General features: G+C 75.3%; 27 protein-coding genes. 13 read left to right on the forward strand and 14 right to left on the reverse strand.

Annotation, left to right across the window (positions count from 1 at the left end; translation table 11 throughout):
* Positions 1–2: 2 nt before the first annotated feature.
* From QSK00_RS05855 to QSK00_RS05875, 5 genes are all read right to left on the reverse strand, one after another.
* Positions 3–2078 (reverse strand): xanthine dehydrogenase family protein molybdopterin-binding subunit, encoded by a 2076-nt coding sequence (locus tag QSK00_RS05855; protein WP_285588540.1) that lies wholly within the window; start codon positions 2076–2078, stop codon positions 3–5.
* Positions 2075–3082 (reverse strand): FAD binding domain-containing protein, encoded by a 1008-nt coding sequence (locus tag QSK00_RS05860; protein ID WP_285588541.1) that lies wholly within the window; start codon positions 3080–3082, stop codon positions 2075–2077. Before QSK00_RS05860 ends, QSK00_RS05855 begins: the two co-directional genes overlap by 4 nt.
* Positions 3079–3591 carry a 2Fe-2S iron-sulfur cluster-binding protein gene (locus QSK00_RS05865; protein ID WP_285588543.1) on the reverse strand — a complete coding sequence of 171 codons (513 nt, stop codon included), beginning with the start codon at positions 3589–3591 and terminating at the stop codon, positions 3079–3081. The genes QSK00_RS05860 and QSK00_RS05865 overlap by 4 nt, the downstream gene beginning before the upstream one ends.
* A gap of 239 nt (positions 3592–3830) precedes the next feature.
* Positions 3831–4565: a DUF4190 domain-containing protein gene (locus QSK00_RS05870; protein WP_285588545.1), complete on the reverse strand. Its 735-nt coding sequence runs from the start codon at positions 4563–4565 to the stop codon at positions 3831–3833.
* 132 nt (positions 4566–4697) lie between these two features.
* On the reverse strand, positions 4698–5864 hold the full coding sequence (locus QSK00_RS05875) for a CaiB/BaiF CoA transferase family protein (RefSeq protein ID WP_285588547.1): 1167 nt from the start codon (positions 5862–5864) through the stop codon (positions 4698–4700).
* Between the two features lie 99 nt (positions 5865–5963).
* On the opposite strand from QSK00_RS05875, the gene QSK00_RS05880 reads away from it, so the two are divergent.
* The 11 genes from QSK00_RS05880 (at position 5964) to QSK00_RS05930 (ending at position 15413) form a co-directional block, all read left to right on the forward strand.
* Positions 5964–7304 (forward strand): MFS transporter, encoded by a 1341-nt coding sequence (locus QSK00_RS05880; protein ID WP_285588549.1) that lies wholly within the window; start codon positions 5964–5966, stop codon positions 7302–7304.
* On the forward strand, positions 7301–8830 hold the full coding sequence (locus QSK00_RS05885; protein ID WP_285588552.1) for a class I adenylate-forming enzyme family protein: 1530 nt from the start codon (positions 7301–7303) through the stop codon (positions 8828–8830). Before QSK00_RS05880 ends, QSK00_RS05885 begins: the two co-directional genes overlap by 4 nt.
* On the forward strand, positions 8827–9669 hold the full coding sequence (locus QSK00_RS05890) for a cyclase family protein (protein ID WP_285588553.1): 843 nt from the start codon (positions 8827–8829) through the stop codon (positions 9667–9669). Before QSK00_RS05885 ends, QSK00_RS05890 begins: the two co-directional genes overlap by 4 nt.
* Positions 9666–10811: an acetyl-CoA hydrolase/transferase C-terminal domain-containing protein gene (locus tag QSK00_RS05895; protein WP_285588555.1), complete on the forward strand. Its 1146-nt coding sequence runs from the start codon at positions 9666–9668 to the stop codon at positions 10809–10811. The genes QSK00_RS05890 and QSK00_RS05895 overlap by 4 nt, the downstream gene beginning before the upstream one ends.
* Positions 10808–11770, forward strand: coding sequence for a phosphotransferase family protein (locus tag QSK00_RS05900; RefSeq protein ID WP_285588557.1), 963 nt, complete (start codon positions 10808–10810; stop codon positions 11768–11770). The genes QSK00_RS05895 and QSK00_RS05900 overlap by 4 nt, the downstream gene beginning before the upstream one ends.
* Complete coding sequence (locus QSK00_RS05905) at positions 11770–12120, forward strand: hypothetical protein (protein ID WP_285588559.1); 351 nt, start codon at positions 11770–11772, stop codon at positions 12118–12120. Before QSK00_RS05900 ends, QSK00_RS05905 begins: the two co-directional genes overlap by 1 nt.
* Positions 12117–13244: an Rv3169 family protein gene (locus tag QSK00_RS05910; RefSeq protein WP_285588561.1), complete on the forward strand. Its 1128-nt coding sequence runs from the start codon at positions 12117–12119 to the stop codon at positions 13242–13244. Before QSK00_RS05905 ends, QSK00_RS05910 begins: the two co-directional genes overlap by 4 nt.
* Before the next feature lie 12 nt (positions 13245–13256).
* A complete protein-coding gene (locus QSK00_RS05915; protein WP_285588563.1) occupies positions 13257–14030 on the forward strand; it encodes an IclR family transcriptional regulator in 774 nt (257 codons plus the stop codon).
* 76 nt (positions 14031–14106) lie between these two features.
* Positions 14107–14595 (forward strand): thermonuclease family protein, encoded by a 489-nt coding sequence (locus QSK00_RS05920; protein WP_285588565.1) that lies wholly within the window; start codon positions 14107–14109, stop codon positions 14593–14595.
* A 102-nt stretch (positions 14596–14697) separates the two neighbouring features.
* Positions 14698–14832, forward strand: coding sequence for a hypothetical protein (locus QSK00_RS05925; protein ID WP_285588567.1), 135 nt, complete (start codon positions 14698–14700; stop codon positions 14830–14832).
* Positions 14829–15413, forward strand: a complete 585-nt coding sequence (locus QSK00_RS05930; protein ID WP_285588569.1) for a hypothetical protein — start codon at positions 14829–14831, stop codon at positions 15411–15413. Before QSK00_RS05925 ends, QSK00_RS05930 begins: the two co-directional genes overlap by 4 nt.
* Here the strand turns inward: QSK00_RS05930 and QSK00_RS05935 are convergent.
* Positions 15403–15999 carry a hypothetical protein gene (locus QSK00_RS05935; protein WP_285588571.1) on the reverse strand — a complete coding sequence of 199 codons (597 nt, stop codon included), beginning with the start codon at positions 15997–15999 and terminating at the stop codon, positions 15403–15405. The two genes, QSK00_RS05930 and QSK00_RS05935, sit on opposite strands and share 11 nt — an antisense overlap.
* A 113-nt stretch (positions 16000–16112) precedes the next feature.
* Here QSK00_RS05935 and QSK00_RS05940 point away from each other — a divergent pair, with 113 nt between their 5' ends.
* The gene (locus QSK00_RS05940; RefSeq protein ID WP_285588573.1) at positions 16113–16994 is read left to right on the forward strand and encodes an SDR family oxidoreductase; all 882 of its coding nucleotides are present in this window, start codon (positions 16113–16115) and stop codon (positions 16992–16994) included.
* A 128-nt stretch (positions 16995–17122) separates the two neighbouring features.
* Entirely contained in the window at positions 17123–18646 is a 1524-nt protein-coding gene (locus QSK00_RS05945; RefSeq protein WP_285588575.1) for a DICT sensory domain-containing protein, read from the forward strand.
* 4 nt (positions 18647–18650) lie between these two features.
* Here the strand turns inward: QSK00_RS05945 and QSK00_RS05950 are convergent, their stop codons facing one another.
* The 8 genes from QSK00_RS05950 to QSK00_RS05985 form a co-directional block, all read right to left on the reverse strand.
* Entirely contained in the window at positions 18651–18878 is a 228-nt protein-coding gene (locus QSK00_RS05950) for a hypothetical protein (protein WP_285588577.1), read from the reverse strand.
* A gap of 114 nt (positions 18879–18992) precedes the next feature.
* Entirely contained in the window at positions 18993–19307 is a 315-nt protein-coding gene (locus tag QSK00_RS05955) for an Asp23/Gls24 family envelope stress response protein (protein ID WP_285588579.1), read from the reverse strand.
* 8 nt (positions 19308–19315) lie between these two features.
* Positions 19316–19789, reverse strand: coding sequence for an Asp23/Gls24 family envelope stress response protein (locus tag QSK00_RS05960; protein ID WP_285588581.1), 474 nt, complete (start codon positions 19787–19789; stop codon positions 19316–19318).
* Between the two features lie 138 nt (positions 19790–19927).
* Positions 19928–20560 carry a TetR/AcrR family transcriptional regulator gene (locus QSK00_RS05965; RefSeq protein WP_285588583.1) on the reverse strand — a complete coding sequence of 211 codons (633 nt, stop codon included), beginning with the start codon at positions 20558–20560 and terminating at the stop codon, positions 19928–19930.
* Positions 20557–20742 (reverse strand): hypothetical protein, encoded by a 186-nt coding sequence (locus QSK00_RS05970; RefSeq protein WP_285588587.1) that lies wholly within the window; start codon positions 20740–20742, stop codon positions 20557–20559. Before QSK00_RS05970 ends, QSK00_RS05965 begins: the two co-directional genes overlap by 4 nt.
* 116 nt (positions 20743–20858) lie before the next feature.
* Positions 20859–21719, reverse strand: a complete 861-nt coding sequence (locus QSK00_RS05975; RefSeq protein ID WP_285588588.1) for an alpha/beta fold hydrolase — start codon at positions 21717–21719, stop codon at positions 20859–20861.
* Positions 21720–21722: 3 nt separating this feature from the next.
* Entirely contained in the window at positions 21723–22043 is a 321-nt protein-coding gene (locus QSK00_RS05980) for a hypothetical protein (RefSeq protein WP_285588589.1), read from the reverse strand.
* 27 nt (positions 22044–22070) lie between these two features.
* Positions 22071–22763: a FadR/GntR family transcriptional regulator gene (locus QSK00_RS05985; protein ID WP_179792378.1), complete on the reverse strand. Its 693-nt coding sequence runs from the start codon at positions 22761–22763 to the stop codon at positions 22071–22073.
* Positions 22764–22857: the final 94 nt, after the last annotated feature.

The raw sequence follows: 22857 nt of genomic DNA on the forward strand, positions 1-22857 counted from the left end.
CGCTAGAGCAGACCCGACGTCAGGAAGTCGTCGCAGGTGATCGGCAACGACCGCACCCGCACGCCCGTCGCGTGGTACGCGGCGTTGGCGATCGCGGCGGACACCCCGACGATCCCGATCTCCCCGATGCCCTTCGCGCCCATCGGGTTGATGTAGGGGTCGTCCTCGTCGATCCACTCGGCCTCGACGACGCGCACGTCCGCGTTCGACGCGACGTGGTAGCCGGCGAAGTCGTGGTTGATCACCTCGCCGAAGCGGGGGTCGACCACGCTCTCCTCGTGCAGGGCCATCGACAGCCCCCACACCATCCCGCCCTGCAGCTGCGACCGGCCGAGGGTCGGGTTGAGGATGCGACCGACGCCGAACATGCCGAGCAGGCGCGGGACGCGGATCTCGCCGGTGTCGGCGTGCACCGCCACCTCGGCGAACTGCGCGCAGTAGGCCGCCATCGCGTACTCCCCGGCCCAGGGGTTGTCCGGGGTGGCGGCGTCGGCGTGGTCGCCGTCGTCCGGGTTCTCCCCGTACTTGTCGCGGAACCGGTCGGCCGCCTCGACCACCGTCGAGCCCCACGACGCCGTGCCCGCCGACCCACCGGCGATCGACCCGACCGGCACCTGCGTCGACCCGATCTCCACCGTGATCGACCCGACGTCGACGCCCAGTGCGTCCGCGGCGATCTGGGTGAGCACGGTGCGCGCACCCTGCCCGATGTCGGCCGCCCCGATCGCCACGACGTAGCGGCCGCCCGTGAAGGTGATCTCGGCCGCGGATCCCGGGAAGCGGAGGGTCGGGAAGGTCCCGCAGCCGACGCCGACGCCGTGCCACCAGCCGTCGACCAGCCGGCGCCGTGGCGTGCGGTCCCAGCTCGACCAGCCGAACCGCTCGGCCCCGGCGTGCAGGCACTCGACCAGACCGCGCGAGGAGAACGGCAGCCCGTTCTCCGGGTGCACCTCGGGCTCGTTGCGCACCCGCAGGTCGATCGGGTCGAGGTCGAGCGCGACCGCCAGCTCGTCCATCGCGCACTCCAGCCCGAAGCTGCCCGGGGCCTCGCCCGGACCGCGCATGTACGTGGGCCCGTCGAGGTCGAGCGGGACCGCCCGGTGCGAGGTCCGGCGGTGCGGGGCCGCGTACATCGACCGGGTCGACCCGCCGGCCGGCTCCACGAACTCCTTGTAGCGCGCGGTCGCGCCGACGACGTCGTGGGTGACGACCTCCAGCCGCCCGTCCCGCGAGGCACCCAGCGCCATGTGCTGGACGGTCGCCGGGCGGTAGCCGACGGTCTCGAACATCTGCCGGCGGCCCAGTGCGAACCGCACCGGCCGGCCCGGCACCGTCCGCGCGGCGAGCACCGCGAGCACCGTGCCGGCGTGCAGGCCCTTCGACCCGAACCCGCCGCCGACGTGCGAGGCGTGCACCACGACCTCGGCGTCGAACAACGTCGCCAGCGTCTGCCGGGAGGACTCCACGCCCTGGGTCGCCTCGAACACCTCGATCCGCCCGTCGACCCACGTCGCCGTGGTCGTGTGCGGCTCCATCGGGTTGTGGTGCTCCATCGGCGTCGCGTACGAGGCCCGCACGACGACGGGTGCCGCGGCCAGGGCCGCGTCCGGATCGCCCACGCCGGAGTCGGGCGGCTGCCCGTTGGCCAGCGCCGACGGGGTGTAGGCCTGGGCGTCCGGGTCGAAGCCGGTCGTCGACGGGTTCTCGTCCACGGTCACGACGACGAGCCGCGCCGCCTCGGCCGCGACCTCCGCGTGCTCGGCGAGGACCGCGGCGACGTACTGGCCGCGGTGGTGGATCGTCGTGCCCTGCAGGACCCGGTGCTCGGGGTCGCCGGTGTCGCCGAGCGTCGGCGCGTCGCGGTGGGTGAGCACCGCGACGACCCCGGGCAGGGCCTGCGCCGCCGCGGTGTCGATCGCCGTGATCTCGCCGCGCGCCACGCCCGCCTGCACCGGGTGGAGCACGAGCGTCCCGTCGGCCACGGAGTCACCCGCGTACGTCGCGGTGCCGGTGACCTTGTCCGGGCCCTCGATCCGACGGACCGAGGTGCCCATGCTGCGGGCGTCCATCGTCGTCATGCCGTACCTCCGGCCAGGCCTCGCAGGGTGCTGACGACCGTGCCGGTCACCAGCGGGAGCTTGAACGTGTTGCCGCCGAGCGGGCTCCGGACCGGCTCCGCCGCGTCGAGCTCCGCCGCGATCGCAGCGCGGAACTCGTCGTCGGTGGCCGGGCGCCCGCGCAGGGCCGCCTCGGCGACGGTGGCCCGCCACGGCTTGTGGGCGACCCCGCCGAGAGCGATCCGCACGTCGGCGACCGTGCCGTCGCGCACCTCCAGCGCCACCGCGGCGCTCACGAGGGCGAACGCGTACGACGCCCGGTCGCGCACCTTCCGGTAGGTCGAGTTCCGGACGGCGGGTGTGGGGGCGGGGAGGTCGACCGCGGTGATCAGGTCACCGTGGGCGAGGACGGTGTCGCGCGTCGGGTCGTCACCGGGCAGCCGGTGGAGCTCGCCGATCGGGATCGTGCGCGCTCCGTCGGGACCGAGCACCTGCACCTGCGCGTCGACGGCGACGAGGGCGACCGCCAGGTCGGACGGGTGGGTCGCGATGCAGCCGTCGGCCGCGGTGCCCAGGATCGCGTGGTAGCGGGCCCAGCCCTCGCGGGCCGAGCAGCCCTGGGAGAGGTCGCGCTTGGTGCACGGCGTCGTCGGGTCGGCGAAGTAGACGCACCGGGTGCGCTGCAGCAGGTTCCCGCCGGTCGAGGCCATGTTGCGCAGCTGCCCCGACGCACCCGCGAGGATCGCCGCGGCGACCGCCGGGTAGCGCTCCCGGACCCGCGGGTCGGCCGCGAGGTCGGAGTTGGGGACGCCCGCACCGATGCGCAGGCCCCCGTCGGGGAGGTCCTCGATCGCCGTGCTCGTGACGCGGTTGACGTCGACGAGCTGCGACGGCTCGACGACGCCGAGCTTGAGGTGGTCGAGCAGGTTGGTGCCGCCGGCGAGGAAGCGGGCGTCGGGGTCGGCCGCGAGCGCGGCGACGGCCTCGGACGCCTCGGACGGCCGGGCGTAGGTGAACGGCTTCATGCGCGGGACGCCTCCTCGACCGCCGACACGATGTTCACGTAGGCCGCGCACCGGCAGAGGTTGCCGCTCATGCGCTCGGCGATCTCCGTGCGGTCCAGCGTGACCTCGCCGGTGAGGTCGGAGGTCACCGCGCTCGGCATGCCCTGCCGGGCCTCGTCGATCGCCCCGACCGCCGAGCAGATCTGGCCCGGGGTGCAGTAGCCGCACTGGTAGGCGTCGTTCGCGAGGAACGCCTCGGTCACGGGGTGCAGCTCGCCGTCGGTGGCGAGGCCGTTGGCCGTGACGACGTCCGCGCCGTCCTTCGCGACGGCGAGCGTCAGGCACGCCAGCACGCGCCGGCCGTCGAGCAGCACGGTGCACGCGCCGCACTGGCCGTGGTCGCAGCCCTTCTTCGTGCTCGTGACGCCGAGCCGGTCACGCAGGGCGTCCAGGAGGGTCGTACGGGGGTCGACGTCGAGGTCTCGTGGCTCGCCGTCGACCGTGATGGTCAGGGGAATGGTGGTGGACATACCCGCCTCTGGTTCACGGGACCGATCCGGTCCGTCACCCACCGTCGCACGTCCCCGCCCGCTCAGCCTGGCCGTGACAGTCCCAGGCTGAGCGGAAACACGATCTTCTCCGGGCCGCGACGCGCGCGTCCGGTCGCGGGGAATCGCCCGTCCCTCCGCGCCTTGTCGCGCTGAATCACTGCGACGAGGCCGGCACGGGCTGTCGGAAGGCCGCGACAGGACGGCGGAGCGGCCGTGCCCTACTGCTCCCGCGTGATGTCGATCGACGCCTCGGCGCCGTTCACCGCCGTCACGGTCGCGCGGAAGCGGGCGGCCTGCCCGTCGAGCGTGCCGTCGCACGTGGAGGTGCCGGCGACCTGGGCGGGCAGGTACCCGGGGCAGATGACGTCGGAGGCGCCGGTGCGCGTGCCCACCTCGGCGGCGAGCGCGTCGGACGGCAGCTCGGGGCCGTAGTCGCCGTCGGCGACCGCCACGGTGCCCGGCCCGACCGGTCCGGTGACCGCGGGTGTCGGGCCGGCGGGGGAGGGATCGGCGGGGGAGGGATCGGCGGGGGACGGATCGGCGGGGGCCGAGGCGGCGGGCAGGTCCGGCGCCGTCGTCGGGACGGAGCGCAGGACCTGCCCGGCGAGGACGGTGACGTACACCGTCGCCGCGATCCCGAGCAGGAGGAAGACGACCGAGAGCACGAGCCCCGTCGTCGCCAACCCGCGGCCCGGCTGCCCGGTGCGCGCGGTCTGCCGTCGCCCGACGACGCCGAACACGATGCCGAGCGGCGCGAACAGGAACGCGAAGACGATCGCGAGGACCGCCATGACGTTCGTGCCGCGCGAGGGCGGGGGAGACCTGGGGGGCGGCCCGGGAGGCCCGGGTGGCATCGGCGCGCCGTAGCCGACCGGCGCCCCGGTGCGCGGCGGCACCGGGGGTCCGTAGCCGCCGGGCTGCGGCGCGGAGTACGGGTACTGCGGCTGGCTCATCGCGGCGTCCTCACCGGGGCAGGAGCGGGTGTGGCCGGACGCTAGTGCGGGGCGGATCCCCCGGGGCAGCGCTTCCGGCGAGGTGCCGTAGTGCCGCCCGGCGAATGCCGTAGTCCCGGGACGGACGAGCGCTCAGCGCACCGCACCCGCCGCGCGTAGCGCCGCGATGCGGTCGTCGGCGTACCCGAGCGCGCGCAGCACCTCCCCGGTGTGTTCGCCGACCGCCGCCGCCGGCGCTCCCGCCGTCGTCGGCGTCCGGGAGAAGCGCGGGGCCGGCGCCGGCTGCACGACCCCGCCCACGGCGGCGAACGTCCCGCGGGCGGCGAGGTGTGGGTGCGAGGGGGCCTCGCTCATCTCCAGCACCGGCGCGACACACGCGTCGGTGCCCTCGAACAGGGCCGCCCACTCGTCCCGGGTCCGGGTGGCGAACACCTCGGCGAGACGGGCGCTCGAGGCGGGCCAGGTCGACGGGTCCCACTGGTCGGGGAGGTCGTCCAGCCCGAGCCGCTCGGTCAGGGCCGCGTAGAACCGCGGTTCCATCGCCGCGACGGAGACGAACCGACCGTCGGCGCACGCGTAGACGTCGTAGAAGTGCGCCCCGCCGTCGTTCGCGTTCGACTGCCGCGCCTCGGTCCAGGCACCCCGCCCGAGCAGCTCGTACATCATCGTCATGAGGTACGCGGCGCCGTCGACCATCGCCGCGTCGACCACCTGGCCGACCCCGCTGCGCCGCGCGTCCACGAGCGCCGCCGCGATGCCGAGGGCCAGCACGAGCCCGCCGCCGGCGAAGTCGCCGAGCACGTTGAGGGGCGGTGCCGGCGGGGCGCCCGCTCGTCCGAGCGGAGCCAGGGCGCCCGCCACGGCGATGTAGTTGAGGTCGTGCCCCACGGCCTGCGCGAGCGGCCCGTCCTGCCCCCACCCGGTGAGCCGGCCGTACACCAGGGCCGGGTTCCGGCCGAGGACGACGTCGGGGCCGAGCCCCAGCCGTTCCATGACGCCGGGCCGGAAGCCCTCGACGAGCGCGTCGGCGGAGTCGAGCAGGGCGAGCGCGACGGCGAGCCCGTCCGGGTGCTTGAGGTCCACGGCGACCGATCGGCGGCCGCGGCCCATGATGCCGTCGGTCAGGGCGTCGACCCCACCGCCGGACGGCCCCGCGCTCGCGCGGTCGAGGCGCACGACCTCGGCCCCGAGGTCGGCGAGCACCATCGCGCAGAAGGGCGCGGGGCCGATGCCCGCGACCTCCACGACACGCACCCCGGCCAGCGGCCCTTTCGAGTTCCCGAAGCTCGACCCCGACATGTCGAAGGACCCTAGACCGCGCCGGGACCCGCGGCCTACAGTCCGGGGGCGAGCTTCGAGATATCGAAGACGACGACGGGATTCCGAAGGCGGCGGCCAATGGCGGGCACCACAGCGGCACGGGGCGAGCAGCGACGGGTCGCCGCCGCCTGCATCATCGGCAACGTCCTCGAGTACTTCGACTTCGCGCTCTACGGCTTCTTCGCCGTCGTCGTCGGGAAGCAGTTCTTCCCCGAGGCGAGCCCGAGCTCGCAGCTGCTGTCCTCGCTCGCCGTCTTCGGGGTCGCGTTCCTCATGCGCCCGCTCGGCGGACTGGTCTTCGGCATCATCGGCGACCGCGCCGGGCGCCGGCTCTCGCTGTCGATCAGCGTCGCCGTGATGGGAGTGGCCACCGCGCTGATCGGCGTGCTGCCCACGTACGCGACGATCGGGGTCGCGGCGCCGGTGCTCCTCGTGCTGCTGCGCTGCGTCCAGGGTGTGTCGGTCGGCGGCGAGTGGGGCGCGAGCTCGGCCTACCTGATCGAGACCGCCCCGCCGGGCCGGCGCGGCATCCGGGGCAGCTTCCCCTCGATGGCGGCGGCGTTCGGCCTGGTCGGTGGCAGCCTGCTCGCGCTCGTGCTCAGCCTGCTCCTGTCCACCGAGCAGCTCGGCAGCTGGGGCTGGCGCATCCCGTTCCTCGTCGCCGCGCCGCTCGGCCTGTTCGGCGTGTGGATCCGGCGCCGGCTCGAGGACACCCCGGTCTTCCAGGAGCTGGAGCGGCGCGCCGACCTGCCGCGGGCCCGGGTGCGCGACGCGTTCCGGCGCGACCAGGCCCGGGCGATCCTCGTGACGTTCTGCTTCTCCTGGATCTGCGGCGTCGGCCTCTACTTCCTCGGCTCCTACGTCATCAACTTCCTGACGGCGACGGTGAAGGTCCCGCAGCTCACCGCGGTCCTGCTGACCGGTGCCGGCCTGCTCGTCTACGCGGCCCTGTGCCCGATCGCCGGCCGGCTCTCCGACCGCTTCGGTCGTCGCCGCACCGTGCTGTTCGGCTGTCTCGGGCACACTGTCCTCGGGATCCCGATGTTCCTGCTCATGAGCACCGGTGACCCGGTCGCGATCATCGTCGCCCTGCTCGTGTTCGGCGTGATCCAGGCGCCGATCAACGCGAACACCTCGCTGATCCTCATCGAGCTGTTCCCGGCCGCGACCCGGCTGACCAGCGGCTCGGTCGGCTTCAACCTCGGCGTCGGCGCCCCGTCGGGCTTCGGGCCACTCGTGGCCGCGGCCCTCGTCGTCGGGACCGGGCTGACCTGGGCGCCCGGCATCTTCCTGGCCGCCGTCGCCGCGATCTGCGGGCTGGTGCTCGTCGCGCTGCTGCCCGAGACGGCAGGACGGGACCTGATGGCCGAGCACGACGCGACGAAGACCGCCGCCGTCGTCGGGGAGTCCCGCGGATGACCGCCGCCACGCTCCCGTCCCTGGTGGCCGAGCTCGCCGCCCGCACCCCGGATGCGCCGGCCCTGGTCGCGGGGGAGCGGCGGCTCAGCTTCGGTGAGCTCGACGAGGCGGCCCGCCGCGCGGCGACGGTGCTGGCGGACGCGGGGGAGAGCGTCGGCCTCCTGGCACCCAACCGGGCCGACTGGCTCGTCGTCGCCCTCGGGGCGATGCGCGCGGGCGCCCGGGTCGACGCGTTCAACACCTGGTCCAAGGCCTGGGACCTCGAGCACCTGCTCGCCGCCTCCGCGTGCCGCGTGCTCGTGACGGTCGAGCGCGCCCGCTCCACCGACACCCTCGGCGAACTGCGCCGCCTGGTGCCGGAGGTGCTCGACGGCGGTCGCTCGGAGCGGTTCCCGGCGCTCGAGCGCGTCATCGTGCTCGGCGAGCAGTGGGACGGCCTGCTGGCGACCGCCGGGCCGACCGACGCCGATCACAGCACGCCCGACGACGTCGCCTTCGTCCTCTACACGTCCGGCTCCACCAGCCGCCCGAAGGCCGTACCGCTGTGTCAGGGCGACATGCTGGCCAACGGCGCCTCGATCGGCGACCGCATGGGGCTCTCGGCCGCGGACCGGGTGTGGCTGGGCTCCCCGCTGTTCTGGAGCTTCGGGTCGGCGAACGCCCTGCCCGCCACGTGGACGCACGGGGCGTGCCTCGTGGTGCAGGAGCACTTCGCCCCCGCGGAGGCGGCCGACCTGCTCGCCGCCGAGCGCTGCACCGCGGCCTACCTGCTGCCGACCATGGTCGACGCCCTGATCCCGCAGGCCGGGCGCGTGCGCGCGGTGACGAGCCTGCGCACGGGGCTGACGATCGGACGGCCCGAGGAGGTCGAGCGCGCGGTCCGCGAGCTCGACGTCCCGGAGCTGTGCAACGTCTACGGCTCCACCGAGGTCTACGGCAACTGCTGCGTCACCCCGCACGACGCACCGCTGGAGCTGCGCCTGGTCAGCCAGGGCCCGCCGCTCGACGGGGTCGAGGTGCGGGCCGTCGATCCCGACGGCCGGGTGCTCCCGACCGGTGAGGCCGGCGAGCTGCAGGTCCGCGGGCACGTGATGCCCGGCTACCTCGGCGCCCCCGAGGCGACGGCGGCGGTGATGACGGCCGACGGCTGGTTCCGCACCGGGGACCGCCTGCTCGTGCGCGACGACGGGTACGTCGAGTTCGGCGCCCGCCTCACCGACATGATCAAGACGTCGGGCATCAACGTCGCCCCGGCCGAGGTGGAGAGCTACCTCGCGGGCCACCCGGCGGTCGCCGAGGTCGCGGTCGTCGGCGCCCCGCACCCGAGCCGGGGAGAGGTCGTGATCGCGTTCGTCACCGTGACCGAGGGGGTCGACGGGGAGACGCTGCAGGCGTGGTGCCGGGAGGGCATCGCCGGTTACAAGGTGCCGTTCCGGGTCGTGGTGCTGCCCGAGCTGCCGCGCACCGTGACCGGGAAGCTCACCCGGTCGACGCTCGTCGAGCTCGCCGTCGAGGAGGCCCGATGACCAACTGGGGACGCTGGGGTGCCGACGACCAGGCGGGCGCCCTGAACCTCGTCGACGCGCGGGCGACGCTGGCCGCCGCCGGCCTGGTGACCGAGGGCCGCACCATCTCGTTGGCCCAGCCCGTCGGACCCGGCGCCGGGGTGCCGCCGCACCGGCGCTCGCCGCAGCGGTTCATGGACCGCGACGCCGGCGACTACGCGGCCGGGGCGCGCTCGCCCGACGGCTTCCGGTTCGCCGAGGACACCGTCCAGTTCGGCACCCACTCCGGGACCCACCTCGACGCCCTGGCCCACACGTGGAGCGGCGACGAGCTCTACAACGGCCACCCCGCGGCCTCGACGCGCTCGACGAAGGGCGCGAGCCGCTGCGGCGCCGAGCACCTGCGTCCGGTCGCGGCCCGCGGCGTCCTCGTCGACCTCGGGGTGCTGCCCGCCCGGCACGCCGTGGGCCGCGCGGAGCTCGAGGCGGCCTACCCGGGCGGCGTGCCGCAGCCGGGCGACGTGGTGCTGATCCGCACCGGGTGGTGGGAGTCGCGCGGCGGACGGGCCGACTACTTCGACGACGAGCCCGGCCCCGACGACGAGGCGGCGCGCTGGCTCGCCGCGCACGACGTCGCGACGGTCGGCGCCGACAACTACGCCGTCGAGGTGCAGCCGTCGGCCGCGGGCACGTTCCCGGTGCACCTGGAGCTGATGCACCGCCACGGGGTGCCGCTGCTGGAGAACCTCGACCTGTCCGTGCTCGCCACCACCGGCCGCACCACGTTCCTCGTCGTGGTCGCGCCGATCCCGCTCGCCGGCTCGACGGCGGGCCCGGTCGCCCCGGTGGCGATCCTGTGAGGCTCTCGTCCGGTCTCCAGGCGGGTGACCTCGTCGTCGCCGGGCAGGGCGTGGGGGAGCCGACCCCGCTGCTGCGGGCCCTGCTCGACGACCCGGCACCGGTGGATCTGTTCGTCGGGCTGTCCCACTCCGACGTGCTGCGCGGACCGGTCCCGGCCCCGGTGCGGCTCGTGTCGTTCGGGGCACTCGGACCGCTGCGCGACCACGACGTCGAGGTCCTGCCGGTGCACTTCCTCGACCTCCCGCGCCAGCTGCGCCACCGCCCGCGGAACCGGCTCGTCCTGCTCGTGCAGGTCTCGCCCCCCGACGCCGACGGGCGGCACCGCTTCTCGGCCGCCGTCGACCACACCGCGGAGCTCGTCGACGACGCCGACGTGATCGTCGCCGAGGTCAACGACGCCCTCCCCACCACGATCGGCCCGACCCTGGACCCCGCGCGGATCGACGAGGCGGTCGCGACGTCGCGGCCCCTGCCGACCGTGCCGCGCGCCGAGCCGACCGACGTCGCCCGGGCGATCGCCGCGCACGCGGCGGCGCTGGTCGGCGACGGCGCCGCGCTGCAGCTCGGGCTCGGCGCCGTCCCGCAGCTGATGGGGGAGGCGCTCGCCGACCGGACGGGGCTGCGGGTGCGCTCCACGCTCGTCGGCGACTGGCTGCTCGCCCTCGACCCGGCGGAGACGGTGCTCAGCGAGGCCGCCGGCTCCCCGGAGCTCTACGCCCACGTCGCCGCGCACGCCCGCATGGTCGGCGTGCCCGAGGTCAACACCCCGGTCGACGGCCTGGTCGCCGTGAACTCCGCCCTCGAGGTCGACCTGAGCGGCGCGGTCAACGCCGAGGCCACCGCGCGCGGGTACGTCGGCGGGATCGGCGGCCAGGCCGACTTCCTGCGCGCCGCACAACGCAGCCCCGGCGGGCTCGCCGTCGTCATCCTCCCCGCGACCGCCGAGCGTGGCCGCCGCTCCCGCATCGTCCCGACCCTGCACGCGGGCACCGTGACCACCCCGCGCTCGTGCGTCGACGTCGTCGTCACCGAGCACGGCGTCGCCGACCTGCGCGGGCGCGGGCTGCGCGAGCGGGCCCGGGCGCTCGCCGCGATCGCCGCGCCCCACCACCGCGACACCCTCGGACAGGAGGCCGCGTGACCCCGCTCGCCGCGCTCGAGGCGTTCCTGCACGCCCCGGGCCGGGTGGTCGACGTCCGGCGCACCGGCGTCGGGCGCTCCCGCCAGAACTGGCTGTTCGACCTCCGGCACGACGACGGGTCGCGCGAGCCGCTGATCCTGCGCTCCGATCCCGACGGCGGGTTGGTCGAGACCGACCGTGCGCTCGAGTTCGCGCTGCTGGGCGCGCTCGTCGACGCCGACCTGCCGACCCCGCCCCCGCACTCCCTCGACGCCGACGGGACGGCGTTCGGCAGCCCGTCGCTGATGATGGGCCGGCTGCCCGGGACCTGCGACTACCGGGTGCTCACCGGGGACCGGCCCGAGGCGGAGCGGGTGGCGATCGCGGTGGCCCTGTGCGAGCTGCTCGCCCGTGTGCACGCCACGGACTGGAAGGCCCTCGGCCTCGGCGAGCTGTTCACCGACCCCGGCGAGCAGGCGGCGCGCCACGAGCTGGACCGGTGGGAGGGCATCCTGCGCCGCGACCGGCTCGCCGCCCACCCGGAGCTCGAGCTCGCCCTCGTCGCCCTGCGCGAGCGCGCCCCGCGCTCCCGGCGCACCGTGCTCGTGCACGCCGACTTCAAGCCCGGCAACGTGCTGCTCCGTGGCGTCGAGATCACCGCCCTGCTCGACTGGGAGCTCGCGCACCTCGGGGATCCGCTCGAGGATCTCGGGTGGGTCACGCAACCGCTGCGCGCCGGCGAGCACGCCATCCCCGGGCGCTGGGAGGCCGCCGACCTGATCGGCCACTACGAGGAGGTCACCGGCGAGCCGGTCGACCGCGAGGCGCTGCGCTGGTGGGTCACGTTCTCGACGTTCAAGACCGCCGTGATGCAGGTCAGCGGGCTGCGCGCGTTCCTCGAGGGCCGCAGCGACGAGCCCTACCGCCCGCACCGTCGCGTGCTCGGGTCCCTGCTCGACGACGTGAACCGGGGGTTCTGATGCGCCCGACCATCGACGACCAGCTCGGCGGCGCCGACCGGCTGCTGGACCTCGTCGCCGCCGACCCCGGTCTCGGCGACGGCTCGCGGGAGCTCCTCGTCAACGCCCGTCGGCTGCTGCGCACGGTGCGCCGCTCGTGGGACCGGGTCGTGCCGTTCGCGGTGGCCGACAACGCCCGGATGGCGGAGCTGTTGGGCGAGGCCGCCCCACCCGACGTCGGGAAGGGGCCGCTGGAGCGGCAGGAGGAACTGCGCGCGGCGCTCGCCGCCGCGATCCCGGATCTCGACGACGGGGCCCGGGCCGAGATCGGCCGCTACCTGCGCGAGCGCGTGGAGGAGGACCCGGCATGACCCAGGCAGGACCCGACGCGTGGTTCGACGAGCAGTTCCCGCTCTCGCCCGCCGACGACCACATGATCCACCAGACCCCGGACCCGGTCCGGGTGGTGTGGACCGGCGACCCGCGGGCCTACGAGCGGTACTGGGTGATCTGCCACGACCCGGCCGGCGAGGTGCTCGTCGCGACCGGCGGCAGCTTCTACCCGAACCTCGACCGCGCCGAGGCGTACGCCGTCGTCAACCACGGCGGGCGGCACACCGCGGTCCGCAGCTTCCGGCGGATCGGGGCGGACCGCACCGACCTGCGGGTGGGCCCGATCGCCCCGCGCATCGTGCGCGGGCTGCGGGAGTGGCGCTTCGTGCTGGAGCCCAACGCGTGGGGGATCAGCTGGGACCTCCGCTTCGTCGACACCACCCGGCAGGTGTTCCGGGAGCCGCTCTCGAACTCCGCGCACGGCACCCCGCCGGGGCGACGGGGCGACGTGACGGCGGGCTTCGAGGGGTTCGGCGCCGTGACCGGCTGGGTGGAGGTCGACGGCCGGCGCCTCGAGATGCCCGAGGGGTCGGTCGGGACGCGCGACCGGCACTGGGGGACCGGGCGCGGGGTCGGCGGGCCCACGATGTCGCTGGGCGGGCGCCTGCACGTGGGCACCAACGGCAACGCCTTCGTCTCCTTCGGCGACTGGACGCTGTGGGGCGACCGCGTCTTCTACCCCTTCGGCTCGTCGACCCCGGGCGCGACGAAGGTGCTCAAGCCGTCGCGGCGACTGCGCTTCGAGCCGGACACCCAGGTGTTCGCCGAGGGGATCGTCGACTACCGCTTCGCCGACGGCTCCACCCGGCAGCTGCACTACGAACGGATCGGGCAGCAGACCGCGTACCTGCGGTGCGGGATGTACGGCGGCACCCCCGACGGGGACATCCACCAGGGCTCCTACGACGGGCCGGACCACACCGAGGGCGAGACCTACGACGTGAACGACCCGGCGACCCGGGTGTTCGTCCGCGGGCTCGACGAGCACCTGTGCCGGGTGACCACCGACGACGGACGGTCCGCGATCGGCGTCTACCAGGCGATCGACCCGGCGGCGTTCGAGCAGTGCACGGCCGGGCGGCCCGGCTGGGCCTTCCTGTGATGATGTCGCACCGTGGCGGGTGTTGAGCAGAACCGGGATCGCTACGCGCGGACGTTCGACGTCCTCGAGCTGCTCGCCGGCCACCCCGAGGGCCTGACCGTCACGGAGATCGCGACGCGCCTCGAGCTCCCGGTGTCGTCGAGCCACAACCTCCTGGGGCGGATGGCGGCCAGCGAGGTCGTCTCGGTCTCCGACGGGCCGCGCTACTCGCTCGGCCCACGGGCGGTGCGGCTCGGCATCCGCATCGCCGACGGCCTCGAGGTGCGCGCCCTCGCCCGGCGGCACCTGCAGGACCTCGCCCGGACGACGGGTGAGGACGTCTACCTCGCGATGCGCCTGGGGCGCCGGATCACCTACGTCGAGCGGGTCGCCGGGTCGCGGCCGGTCACCGTCGAGATCCGGTTGGGCCAGGACCTCTACCTGCACGCGACGGCGGTCGGGAAGCTCTTCGCCGCAGCCGACGACGGGTTGCGCCGCCGGCTCTGGTCCCGGGAACGCCCGCGGCTCACCGAGCACACCCTGGTCGGCACGGAGGAGCTCACCGCGGAGCTCGACGCCATCCGCGAGGCCGGGGTGGCCGTCAGCCGCGAGGAGGCGATCATCGGCGTCGTCGGCATCGCGGTCGGGGTGCACGACGCGCACGGCGAGCTCGTCGCCGCCGTGCACGTGTCCGCCCTGCGACCCGCGCTGCCGCCGGACGCCGAGACGTCGCTGACCACCGCCGCGCGCGGCTGCGCCGTGGCGATCGAGCGGGACCTCGGCCGGAGCCATCCCGTCACCCGATAGCACTACTGTTCGTAACACCGGAGCAACGGGCTCCGACATCCGCGGCATCAGGCGTCGGAGTCGGGGAGCGGGCAGCGTGGGCACGGTGGAGAAGGTCTGGTCGGGGATCGGCGCGGCGGTGTTCGGTCTCGTCGCCGTCAGCGCGTTGACCCCCACGTCGAGCGCCACCGCCGCCCTCGCCGCGGACGCCTCCACCGAGAGCCCCAGCCTGAGCACCGTCACCGTGACCGACGTGCTCGACGGCGACACCGTCATGGCCGGTCCCCAGGTGATCCACGTGCTCGGCATCGACTCCTGCCCGGTGTCGACCCCCGGCGGGGCGGCGGCGAAGCAGATGGCCGAGTCGATGCTGGGCAGGCGGCAGATCACGCTGCGCACCGAGCCGGGCGTCGACCGGGACGCCTCCGGGCGCCTGCTGCGCCGCATCGACCTGGCCGACGGCGGCGACTACGGCTCGTTCATGGTGCCGTTCGCGCACACCGGGGCGGACGCCTCCAACGGGGTGAGCCGGCAGTACCTGGCGAGCCTGCGCGAGAACGACGGCAACGGCCGCTCCTGCGGCTGAGCCGGTTCCATCGGGATCGCCGAAGGTTGCATTCGGGAGACGTCGTCGGTGGTGCCGGTCCGGCGCTGGAAAGCGCCCGCATCGCGTGACACGCTCGTATGCATGGATATCGGACGCGTCCAGCGTCGCTTCACCGCAGAACCCGTCGAGAGCCCCGTCCCCGCCGCCCCCGAGGCGCCCGTGGAACACGTGGAGCACCTCGAGGCCGAGACCGTCACGGCCGACGCACGCCCGTGACCGCCCCGCACCGCGTGACGGCGGTGCCGGACGTCCCGGCCGCCGTCCTCGGCTGGCGCACGTGGCGCGTCGGCCGGCGGGCGCAGCAGCGTCACGCGCTCTTCTCTCCCCTCACCGGGACCCCGTGGCCGGCCGCCCGCCCGATGGTCGCCGCCTGCGCGAGCCCGCGACACACCCCGCCCGGGGACACCTGCCCGTGCGGGCTGTACGCGGTCGCCGACACGACCACGCTCGGGTGGAGCCCGTCCGACCACGAGGTCCTCGGCGTCGTCGCGCTGTGGGGCGACGTCGTCGAGGGGCAGTACGGCTGGCGGGCCTCCCACGCCTACCCCCGCTTCCTCGTGGCGGGACCGGGCATCTCGACCGAGCAGCGGGCCGCCCTGTCCCGCCGCTACGGCGTTCCGGTGCACCTCGTCGGGTCGGGGCCACGCGAACTCGCGCGCCGGCTCGAGCGGTCCGACGCCGACGCCCTGCGCCACGCCGACCCGGCCGACGTGACCGACCTGCTGGCGGCGGCCTGCCGTCGTCCGGACGTCCCGGCCCCGCGCCGGCGGACCTGGCGGTCCTGGCTCACGTCGTGAGGCGCAGCAGCGTCCCCACGACGTGGGCCCCGAGGTGGCGCCCGAGCTGGCGGTAGACCTCGACCTGGTCGTCGTCGAGCGTGGTCGTCTCGTCCGGGAAGCGCGGGTGCCCCGCCGCGTAGGAGATGACCGCGTCCGGGGCGTCGGCGGTCAGCCGTGGCATCGCGAGCACGAGCCGGCCGCGCCGCCCGGACGGGTAGGTGATCCGCCCGGCGACGACGGCGGTGCCCGCCAGCCGGGTGCGGAACGGGCCCGCCGCCTCGCCCGCGAACCCGGTGCCGGGCTCGAGGTCGGACACGTCCTCGATCTCGATCCCGCGGGGGAGGGCGGGCGGGCCGCCGTCGGCGTCGATCACCACGGTCGTCCCGCACTCCTGGCGCAGCGCCGCCGCGACGCCCACGTGCTCGTCGACGTAGCAGAGGTAGCCGTCGGGCCGGACCCAGCCGGTCGCCCGCAACACCTGCAACGCCCCGAGGCTGACCGCGGCCGCCCGGGCGCCGCCGGCCGCGGCACAGATGCCGACGGTGCCCGCGCCCTGCTCGTCCCGACGCCGGGTGGGGCGGCGTCCGAGGGTGCGTACCGCCATGGCGTCCTCCGGTGCTCGAGGGAGTGGTCCGAGGATCGCGCGCCGGGCTTTCCGGCACCTTTCCCCGCGCCGCGCGGGTGTGACCCCGCCGCCGACGGGCCACCCTGCGGCCCATGAGCACGCCCGCCACACCCGCCCCGTCCTTCGCCGTCACCGGTGCCACCGGCCACCTGGGCCGGCTCGCCGTCGACGCCCTGCTCCGCCGCGGGATCCCCGCCGGGAACGTCTTCGCGCTGGTCCGCGACCCGGACCGCGCGGGGGAGCTGGCCGACCTCGGGGTCGGCGTCCGCGTCGCCGACTACGACCGGCCCGAGACCCTCGGCCCGGCCCTCGAGGGCATCGAACGGCTCCTGCTCGTGTCCAGCCCCGACCCGGGCGACCGGGTGCGGCAGCACTCCGCGGTGATCGATGCCGCGAAGGCCGCCGACGTCGAGTTCGTCGTCTACACGAGCGTGCTGCGCGCCGACGAGACCGAGCTGATCCTGGCGCCCGAGCACGCCGCCACCGAGGACGTGCTGCAGGGCTCGGGGCTGCTGTTCGCCGTGGCCCGGAACGGCTGGTACATCGAGAACTACACCGCCCGGCTGCCGGAGTACCTCGGCAGCGGCGAGTTCATCGGGGCCGCGGGGGAGGGTCGGGTGTCCGCCGCGACCCGGGCGGACTACGCGGAGGCCGCGGTGAGCCTGCTGACCGGCGACGTCGTCGACCAGCAGGGCTACTGGGAGCTCGGCGGGCCCGCCTTCTCCATGTCCGACCTCGCCGCCACGATCACCGAGGTCACGGGGACCACGGTCGTCTACCGCGACCTCAGCCCCGAGGCGTTCGTCGAGTCGATGGTCGACGTCGGGGTCGACCGGGGCACCGCCGAGTTCGTCGCGGCGCTCGAGACGTCGATCGCGCGCGGCGAGCTGGAGACCGACAGCCCGGCGCTGGAGAACCTCCTCGGGCGGGCCCCGACCTCGCTGGCCGACGCCGTGCGGGCCGCGCAGCTCTGAGTCCCCGGCCGCCGCCGGACGCCGCTGACCGCCGCCGCCGCACCGTTCGCCGGGTGGCGGCGGTCCGTACGGCTCGCGACCACCCGTCCGAGGTAGTACCCCCGTGTCGCCGCACCCCAGGGGGTCTCATGGAGGGTCCGCTCGCCCACGCCACCCGGACCCGGGTGGAACGGGCGTTCATCGACAACCTCTCCGACCACGCCCGGGTGGCCCGGGACCGGGCGAGCGGCTCGCGCCCGGAGCGGATGTCGAAGCGCCTGCTCGTCGACGTCTCGCACGCCGTGGAGAAGGCGGTGATGGCGGGGACCGTGGAGCCCCCGACCGTCGTGGTCGCCCTGTTCCAGCAGCTGTCCTACTTCGACCGGGAGCGGGCGGTCTACGAGGCGATGGCGGCGGCGGGCGTGACCGCCGTCGTCGGGTTCGTGGCCGGGCAGGCCCACGAGGCGCCGGTCGGGGTCCCCGTCGTCGAGCTCGACCCGGCGGAGGCGCTCGCCGACGAGTGGACGGTGGTGGCCCTCGGGCCACGGGCCGGCGCCTTCCTGGTGGCGACCGACCAGCACGCCTTCGACCCGGCGGAGTCGGCCGTCGAGCCGAGCCGGGTCTTCGACGGCCGGTGGGGCTTCTCGCGCGCCCAGGCGGCCAACGAGCTGGCCCGCCTGCGCTTCGCCCTCGGCACCCGGCTCGATCCGGAGGTCCTGCGCACGATCGACGACCTGCTGGCGCGCACCATGCCCGCGGGCGGCGACGCGGCCGGGTCCGCCGGCAGCCCCGGCGAGATGTGGGCGACCACGTCGCTCTACCACATGATCGACCGCATGCGGGACGCGCACGCGGGCACCCGCGAGCTGCGCGAGCAGATCGCCGACGCGCACGCCGCGGCCGGGGCGCGCGCCGCGGCCGGCACGGACGCCGCGAGCGGCCTGCCCGACGCGGGTTTCCTCGAGCGCTGGACCCCGCGCGGTGGCCCGGGCGCGCTGCAGGTGGGCGTGGCGCTGTTCGACATCCCGGCGTTCGAGGACGAGGCGCTCACCGCGGGCCGGGCCGCCTACCACGCGGCGCACCGGGTCGCGGCCGCGCTGACCGAGCCGCTCGGGCCGGTCGACGTGGCGGTACGGCTCGACGCCCGCACGTTCGTCGTCCTCGTGCCCGGGGCGTCGGCGGTGCACCTGAACGACCTCGCCGACCGCATCGGCGAGGGCCTCGCGCTGGCGTCCGAGGGGCATCCCGGCGTCTCGTTGACGGCGCGGGTGGCGACGACGACCACCCGCGGGCGCCCGCTGCCGATCGACGACCTGCGGGCCGCGCTGGCCCACGCGGACACCACCGGCGAGCCGGTCGACGCCGGCCGCACGCCGTCGGGCGGGCGCATCATGGTGGTCGCGACGACGGGGGAGGAGCCGGTCCCGGACGACCCCCTCGAGTCCGAGGCCGCCTTCGAGGCCGCCTTCGAGGCCGCCTCCGAGCCCGCCCCGGAGCCGGAGCCCGACCACGCCGGTCGGCACGTGCGGCTCGTGGCGGACGTGCCCGACGACGACGCGCGGACGCCGCGGCCCAGCCCGCTCGGGTCGGCGTTCGCGCGCCCGCCCCGGCCGTCGCCCCCGACCTTCGACGGCCTCGACGCCCCGACCGGCTGGTTCGGCGAGGGGCGCTGAGGCCCTACGCCCCGGCGAAGGGCGGGCCGGGGTGCAGCGGGACGACCGCGACCAGGACGTCGTCCAGGTCCTCGCGGCCGAGCTCCTCCCGCCGGCGGCAGGCCTCGGCGAGCGCGTGGCCGTAGGTGTACGGCCCATAGGAGTCGATCTCGCCCGTGACCGGGTCGAGCACGAGCACGATGAAGAGCGACGCCTCCTCGCCGGGGCGTCGGGTCTGCTCCGACCCGGGCACGATCGGGAACCTACAGACCGGTCGGTTCCGGATCTCGGTCGGGCGCGCCCACCTCACCCGTCCGCGTGAACGCACACGCGGTGTGTTCGGGGCGGGTGCGCCGCGGATACGGCGTCAGGTCACGTCGGCGACGAACACGTCGACCGGGTGGCCCGGTGCACGCACCGCGACCGCCGAGCGGACCTGCTCGACGAGCCGGCCGACCGGGGCGCCGTCGCACATCGAGACGGACACGGCGATGCGTGCCGACCCGGGCCCGTCGTCGGACACCCGGATGCCCGCTACCCGGCGCCCGGTCAGCGGCGTCCCGGAGGGGTCGGGATCACCGGCCACGAGGTCCGCGACGAGCGGGCAGGCCCGGACCGCGGCGGCGACCCGGTCGACGTCCACCCCGGCCACCCCGGCCGGGGCGGCGTCACCGGGACGCACCGGGTGGGTCACCGGACGCGGGCGGGAGCCGGGGCCGGAGCCGGGGCGTCGTCCTCCTCGTCGGGGAGGTGCAGGTCGACGACGTCGACGTTGACCTCGGTGACCTCGAGGCCGGTCATCTGCTCGACGGCGCCGATGACGTTGCGGCGGATCGCCCGCGACAGCTCGGCGATCGCGACGCCGTACTCGACGACGATGGTGAGGTCGACCGCGGCCTGGCGCTCGCCGACCTCGACGGCGACGCCCTGGGTGGCCGAGGAGCGGCTGCCGGGGATGCGCTCGGTGATCGCCCCGAAGGCGCGGGCGGCCGAGCCGCCGAACCCGTGCACGCCGCGCACCTCGCGGGCGGCGAGGCCCGCGATCTTGGCCACGACACCGTCGGCGACGGTGGTCTTGCCCTGCGTGCTCTCCAGCGCCGACCCGGTCGGGGTGACGGGGCTCGGCGTCGTCGTCCTCGGCGCGGTGGGAGTGGGGGTGCTCATGGGTGAACCTCCTTCGTCGGTGGTTCGCGAGCTCCGCCCCCGGTGGGCGGAACGTGCCGTCGAACTCGTCCCGTAGGACGCGATCGGGTCGCGGATCCTCACGGGCGGGTCCCGGTGGCACCCGTCACACGGCCGCGGTCAGCGCGGCTCGAGGAGTCGGACCGCCAGCCGTTGCAACCGGGCGACCGTCCGCTCGCGGTCGGTGTCCGGAGCCGTGAGGTGGCTCAGGGCGGCGCGGACGATGAGGTCCGCGGTGTCGTCGAGGATCGGCCGGGGGAGCCGCGGGTGGTGACCGCGCAGCCAGGTGGACAGCATGAGCCGGGCGCGGGCGATGATCCTGGCGCTGCCGGTGACGAACTGCGGGAGCAGGCTCGTGTCGTCGTGCGCCGTGGTCAGCACGGTGTCGAGGAGCGGGTGGGTGTCCCGCGCCGACACGGTGGTCCGCAGCCCGGCCGTGAGGCCCGACCGCCAGTCGGGGGCGTCGATGAGGGCCTGGCCGACCTCGGCGATCACCCGGTCCGACTCGTGGGCGACCAGCGCGTCCGCGACGGCCTCCTTGTCACCGAACTCGCGGTGGATCGCCGATCGGGACACGCCCGAGCGTCGGGCCAGGTCGCTCATGCGGACCTGGTTCCAGCCCTGCTCGGTCGCGGCGGCGGACGCGGTCTCCAGGACGCGCTCGCGCAGGGTCTCGCGGAACTGTTCCCGCAGGCCCCGCGGTGCCGGGTGCGGCCGGGCGGGGGCGGCGGGACGGGTGTCGGACCGGGTCACGACGCGTTCGCCCGCCCCTCGTGCTGCGCCCCGTGCAGGGGGCACAGCGGGTTGACGAACGCGCTGCCGTCGTCCGTCGGGTCGTTGAGCAGGAACGAGCAGTGGCAGCCCTGGGCCTGGGCCTCGGGGCTCCCCGGGGGTAGTGGTGTCCGGGCCGTCGTCTCGGCCGGTACGTCGGTCATTCGGGCCTCCCGTCGGGGTCGACGTCGGGCAGGGGCACTCCGGGACTATCGACCCGGACCCCGCGGGCGTTACCCCGGCGTGACAAAGAGGTGTGGACCACCGGTCCCCGTGCTGGTCAGAGGCGTCGACGGGTCCACTCGAGAGCGGCGTCACAGCGGCGCAGGATCGAGATGTGCCCGTCGACGGGCGAGACCCACTTCTCCGCCTGCGGCATCGCGGTCCCGAGGGCTCGGGCGTGCGTGGCGGGCACGAAGGTGTCGGCCTCGCCGTGGAGCAGGACGGTCGGGCACCGGGCGTCGGCGGGATCGAAGCGCCAGGGCGTCACGAGCGCGATGTGGTCGTCGGTGCGGGCCTCGACGGCGGCGGGGCCGACGGTGCCCTGGTCGGGGAACCAGCCGTGGTCGAGCGCCTCGAGGTCGACCGGGGGGAAGAGCCAGCGCAGATCCGGGTGGGCCCGCTCGAAGTCCAGCTTGTGCTCCCGGCCCTGCGTGGCCGCGCGCAGCGACAGGGTGGCGGCCGGGTCGAGGTGGGCGTACCAGTCCAGGTCCGCCGTGTCGCAGGGCGCGAAGGTACCGATCGCGACCGCGGCGAGGACCCGTTCGGGGAGCAGCGCCGCGCACGCCAGTGCGTGCGGCGCGCCGGCCGAGTGGCCGACGACGGCGAACCGGTCGATGCCGAGGTGGTCGGCGACGACGGCGATGTCGGCCGCGACCGAGGCGACCGAGCGGCCCGGTCGGCTCGACGACCGGCCGTGCCCGGGGCGGGCGACGCTGACCCACCGCAGCCCGAGCCGGGCCGCGGCGGCCACGAAGGGCCGGGGTGGGGCGCCGTCGCGCAGGGTGCCGTGGTGCCAGAAGACGGTGCCGCGGTCGGACCCGTGCGACAGCGACAGCCGGGCGGCCAGCTGCCGTCCGTCCGCCGTCCGCACGTCGACCGCGTCGAGTTCCAGGAAGATCCCCCCTGCGCATCGTGACACGACTCAGGGCGGTGCGGTCGGGCGCCCCGGCTCCGCTCGCCCCTCCGTGACGCTGGCCTCCGCGGCCGCGCTGCGGACGTGCGCGTCGAGGGGGGACCGCGCACGCAGGATCGCGTCGGTGAGGCTGCCGACGCGGTCCTGCACGTGGACGTTGAGCGCCTCGTAGATCTCGGGCCGCCCGCAGACCGCGAGCATCTCGATGACCCGCCGCCGCGCGTCGTCGTCCAGCTCGTCGCCCTCGCGCAGCGCGTCCGCGGCGCGGCGGGTGCGTTCGGCCTGTCGGGCGAGGGCGGCGCGGAGTCGGGGGTTCGGCGTGCGGGCCACCGGGCCAGGTTCGCACACCAGTTCGAATCAGTGCATCCCGAGCAGGTTGGTGCGGACGTCGACGAGGTGGGCCCGCATGTGGTCGCGGGCGCCGTCGGCGTCCCGCTCGGCGAGCGCGTCGACGATCTCGCCGTGTGTGCACTCGTACCCGCGGCGCCGCTCGGGGGTGGCGGAGCGGCGCTTCAGGCTGCCCCACACCGGCAGGTCGCGCGCGGCGTTCATGGTGTCGAAGAGCCGCAGGAGCAGGCCGTTGTGCGCGGCGGTCGCGATCGCACGGTGCAGGGCGGAGTCCCAGGCCTCGAACTCCTCGTAGGTGGTCGTCGCGTTGCCGCGCGCCAGGCAGTGACGGACGTGCTCGAGGTCCGACGGGGTGGCGTGCCGCGCTGCGAGCGCCGCGATCTCGGGCTCGAGCACGAGGCGGGTCGCCATGATCTCGGCCGGGCTGGTCTGCAGTGTGCCGCGAGCGGGCACGGGCAGGTCCGGGCCGCCCTCGAGCTCGGCGAGGAAGGTGCCGCGGCCGACGTGGCGGGTGATCCGGCCCTCGCGTTCGAGCTCGGCGAGCGCGGAGCGCACCGCGGTGCGCGAGACCTGCAGGGTGTCGCAGAGCGCCCGCTCGGTCGGGATCTTCGCGCCGGTCCCGAGGGTGCCGGCCGCGACGGCGTCGTCGAGCAGGGACCGCAGACGGGCCGCGACGGGGCCGCCGGTCGGTGGTGCGGACATCGTGGACTCCTCGTGAGCTCGACCAATATTAGACCAATGCCGAGGGCCTGAGCGTCTTGGCAGGCCTGTCGGCGGGTCGTACCGTCCCTCGTAC

The organism is Actinomycetospora sp. NBRC 106378, from assembly GCF_030269685.1.
Taxonomy (GTDB): Bacteria; Actinomycetota; Actinomycetes; order Mycobacteriales; family Pseudonocardiaceae; genus Actinomycetospora.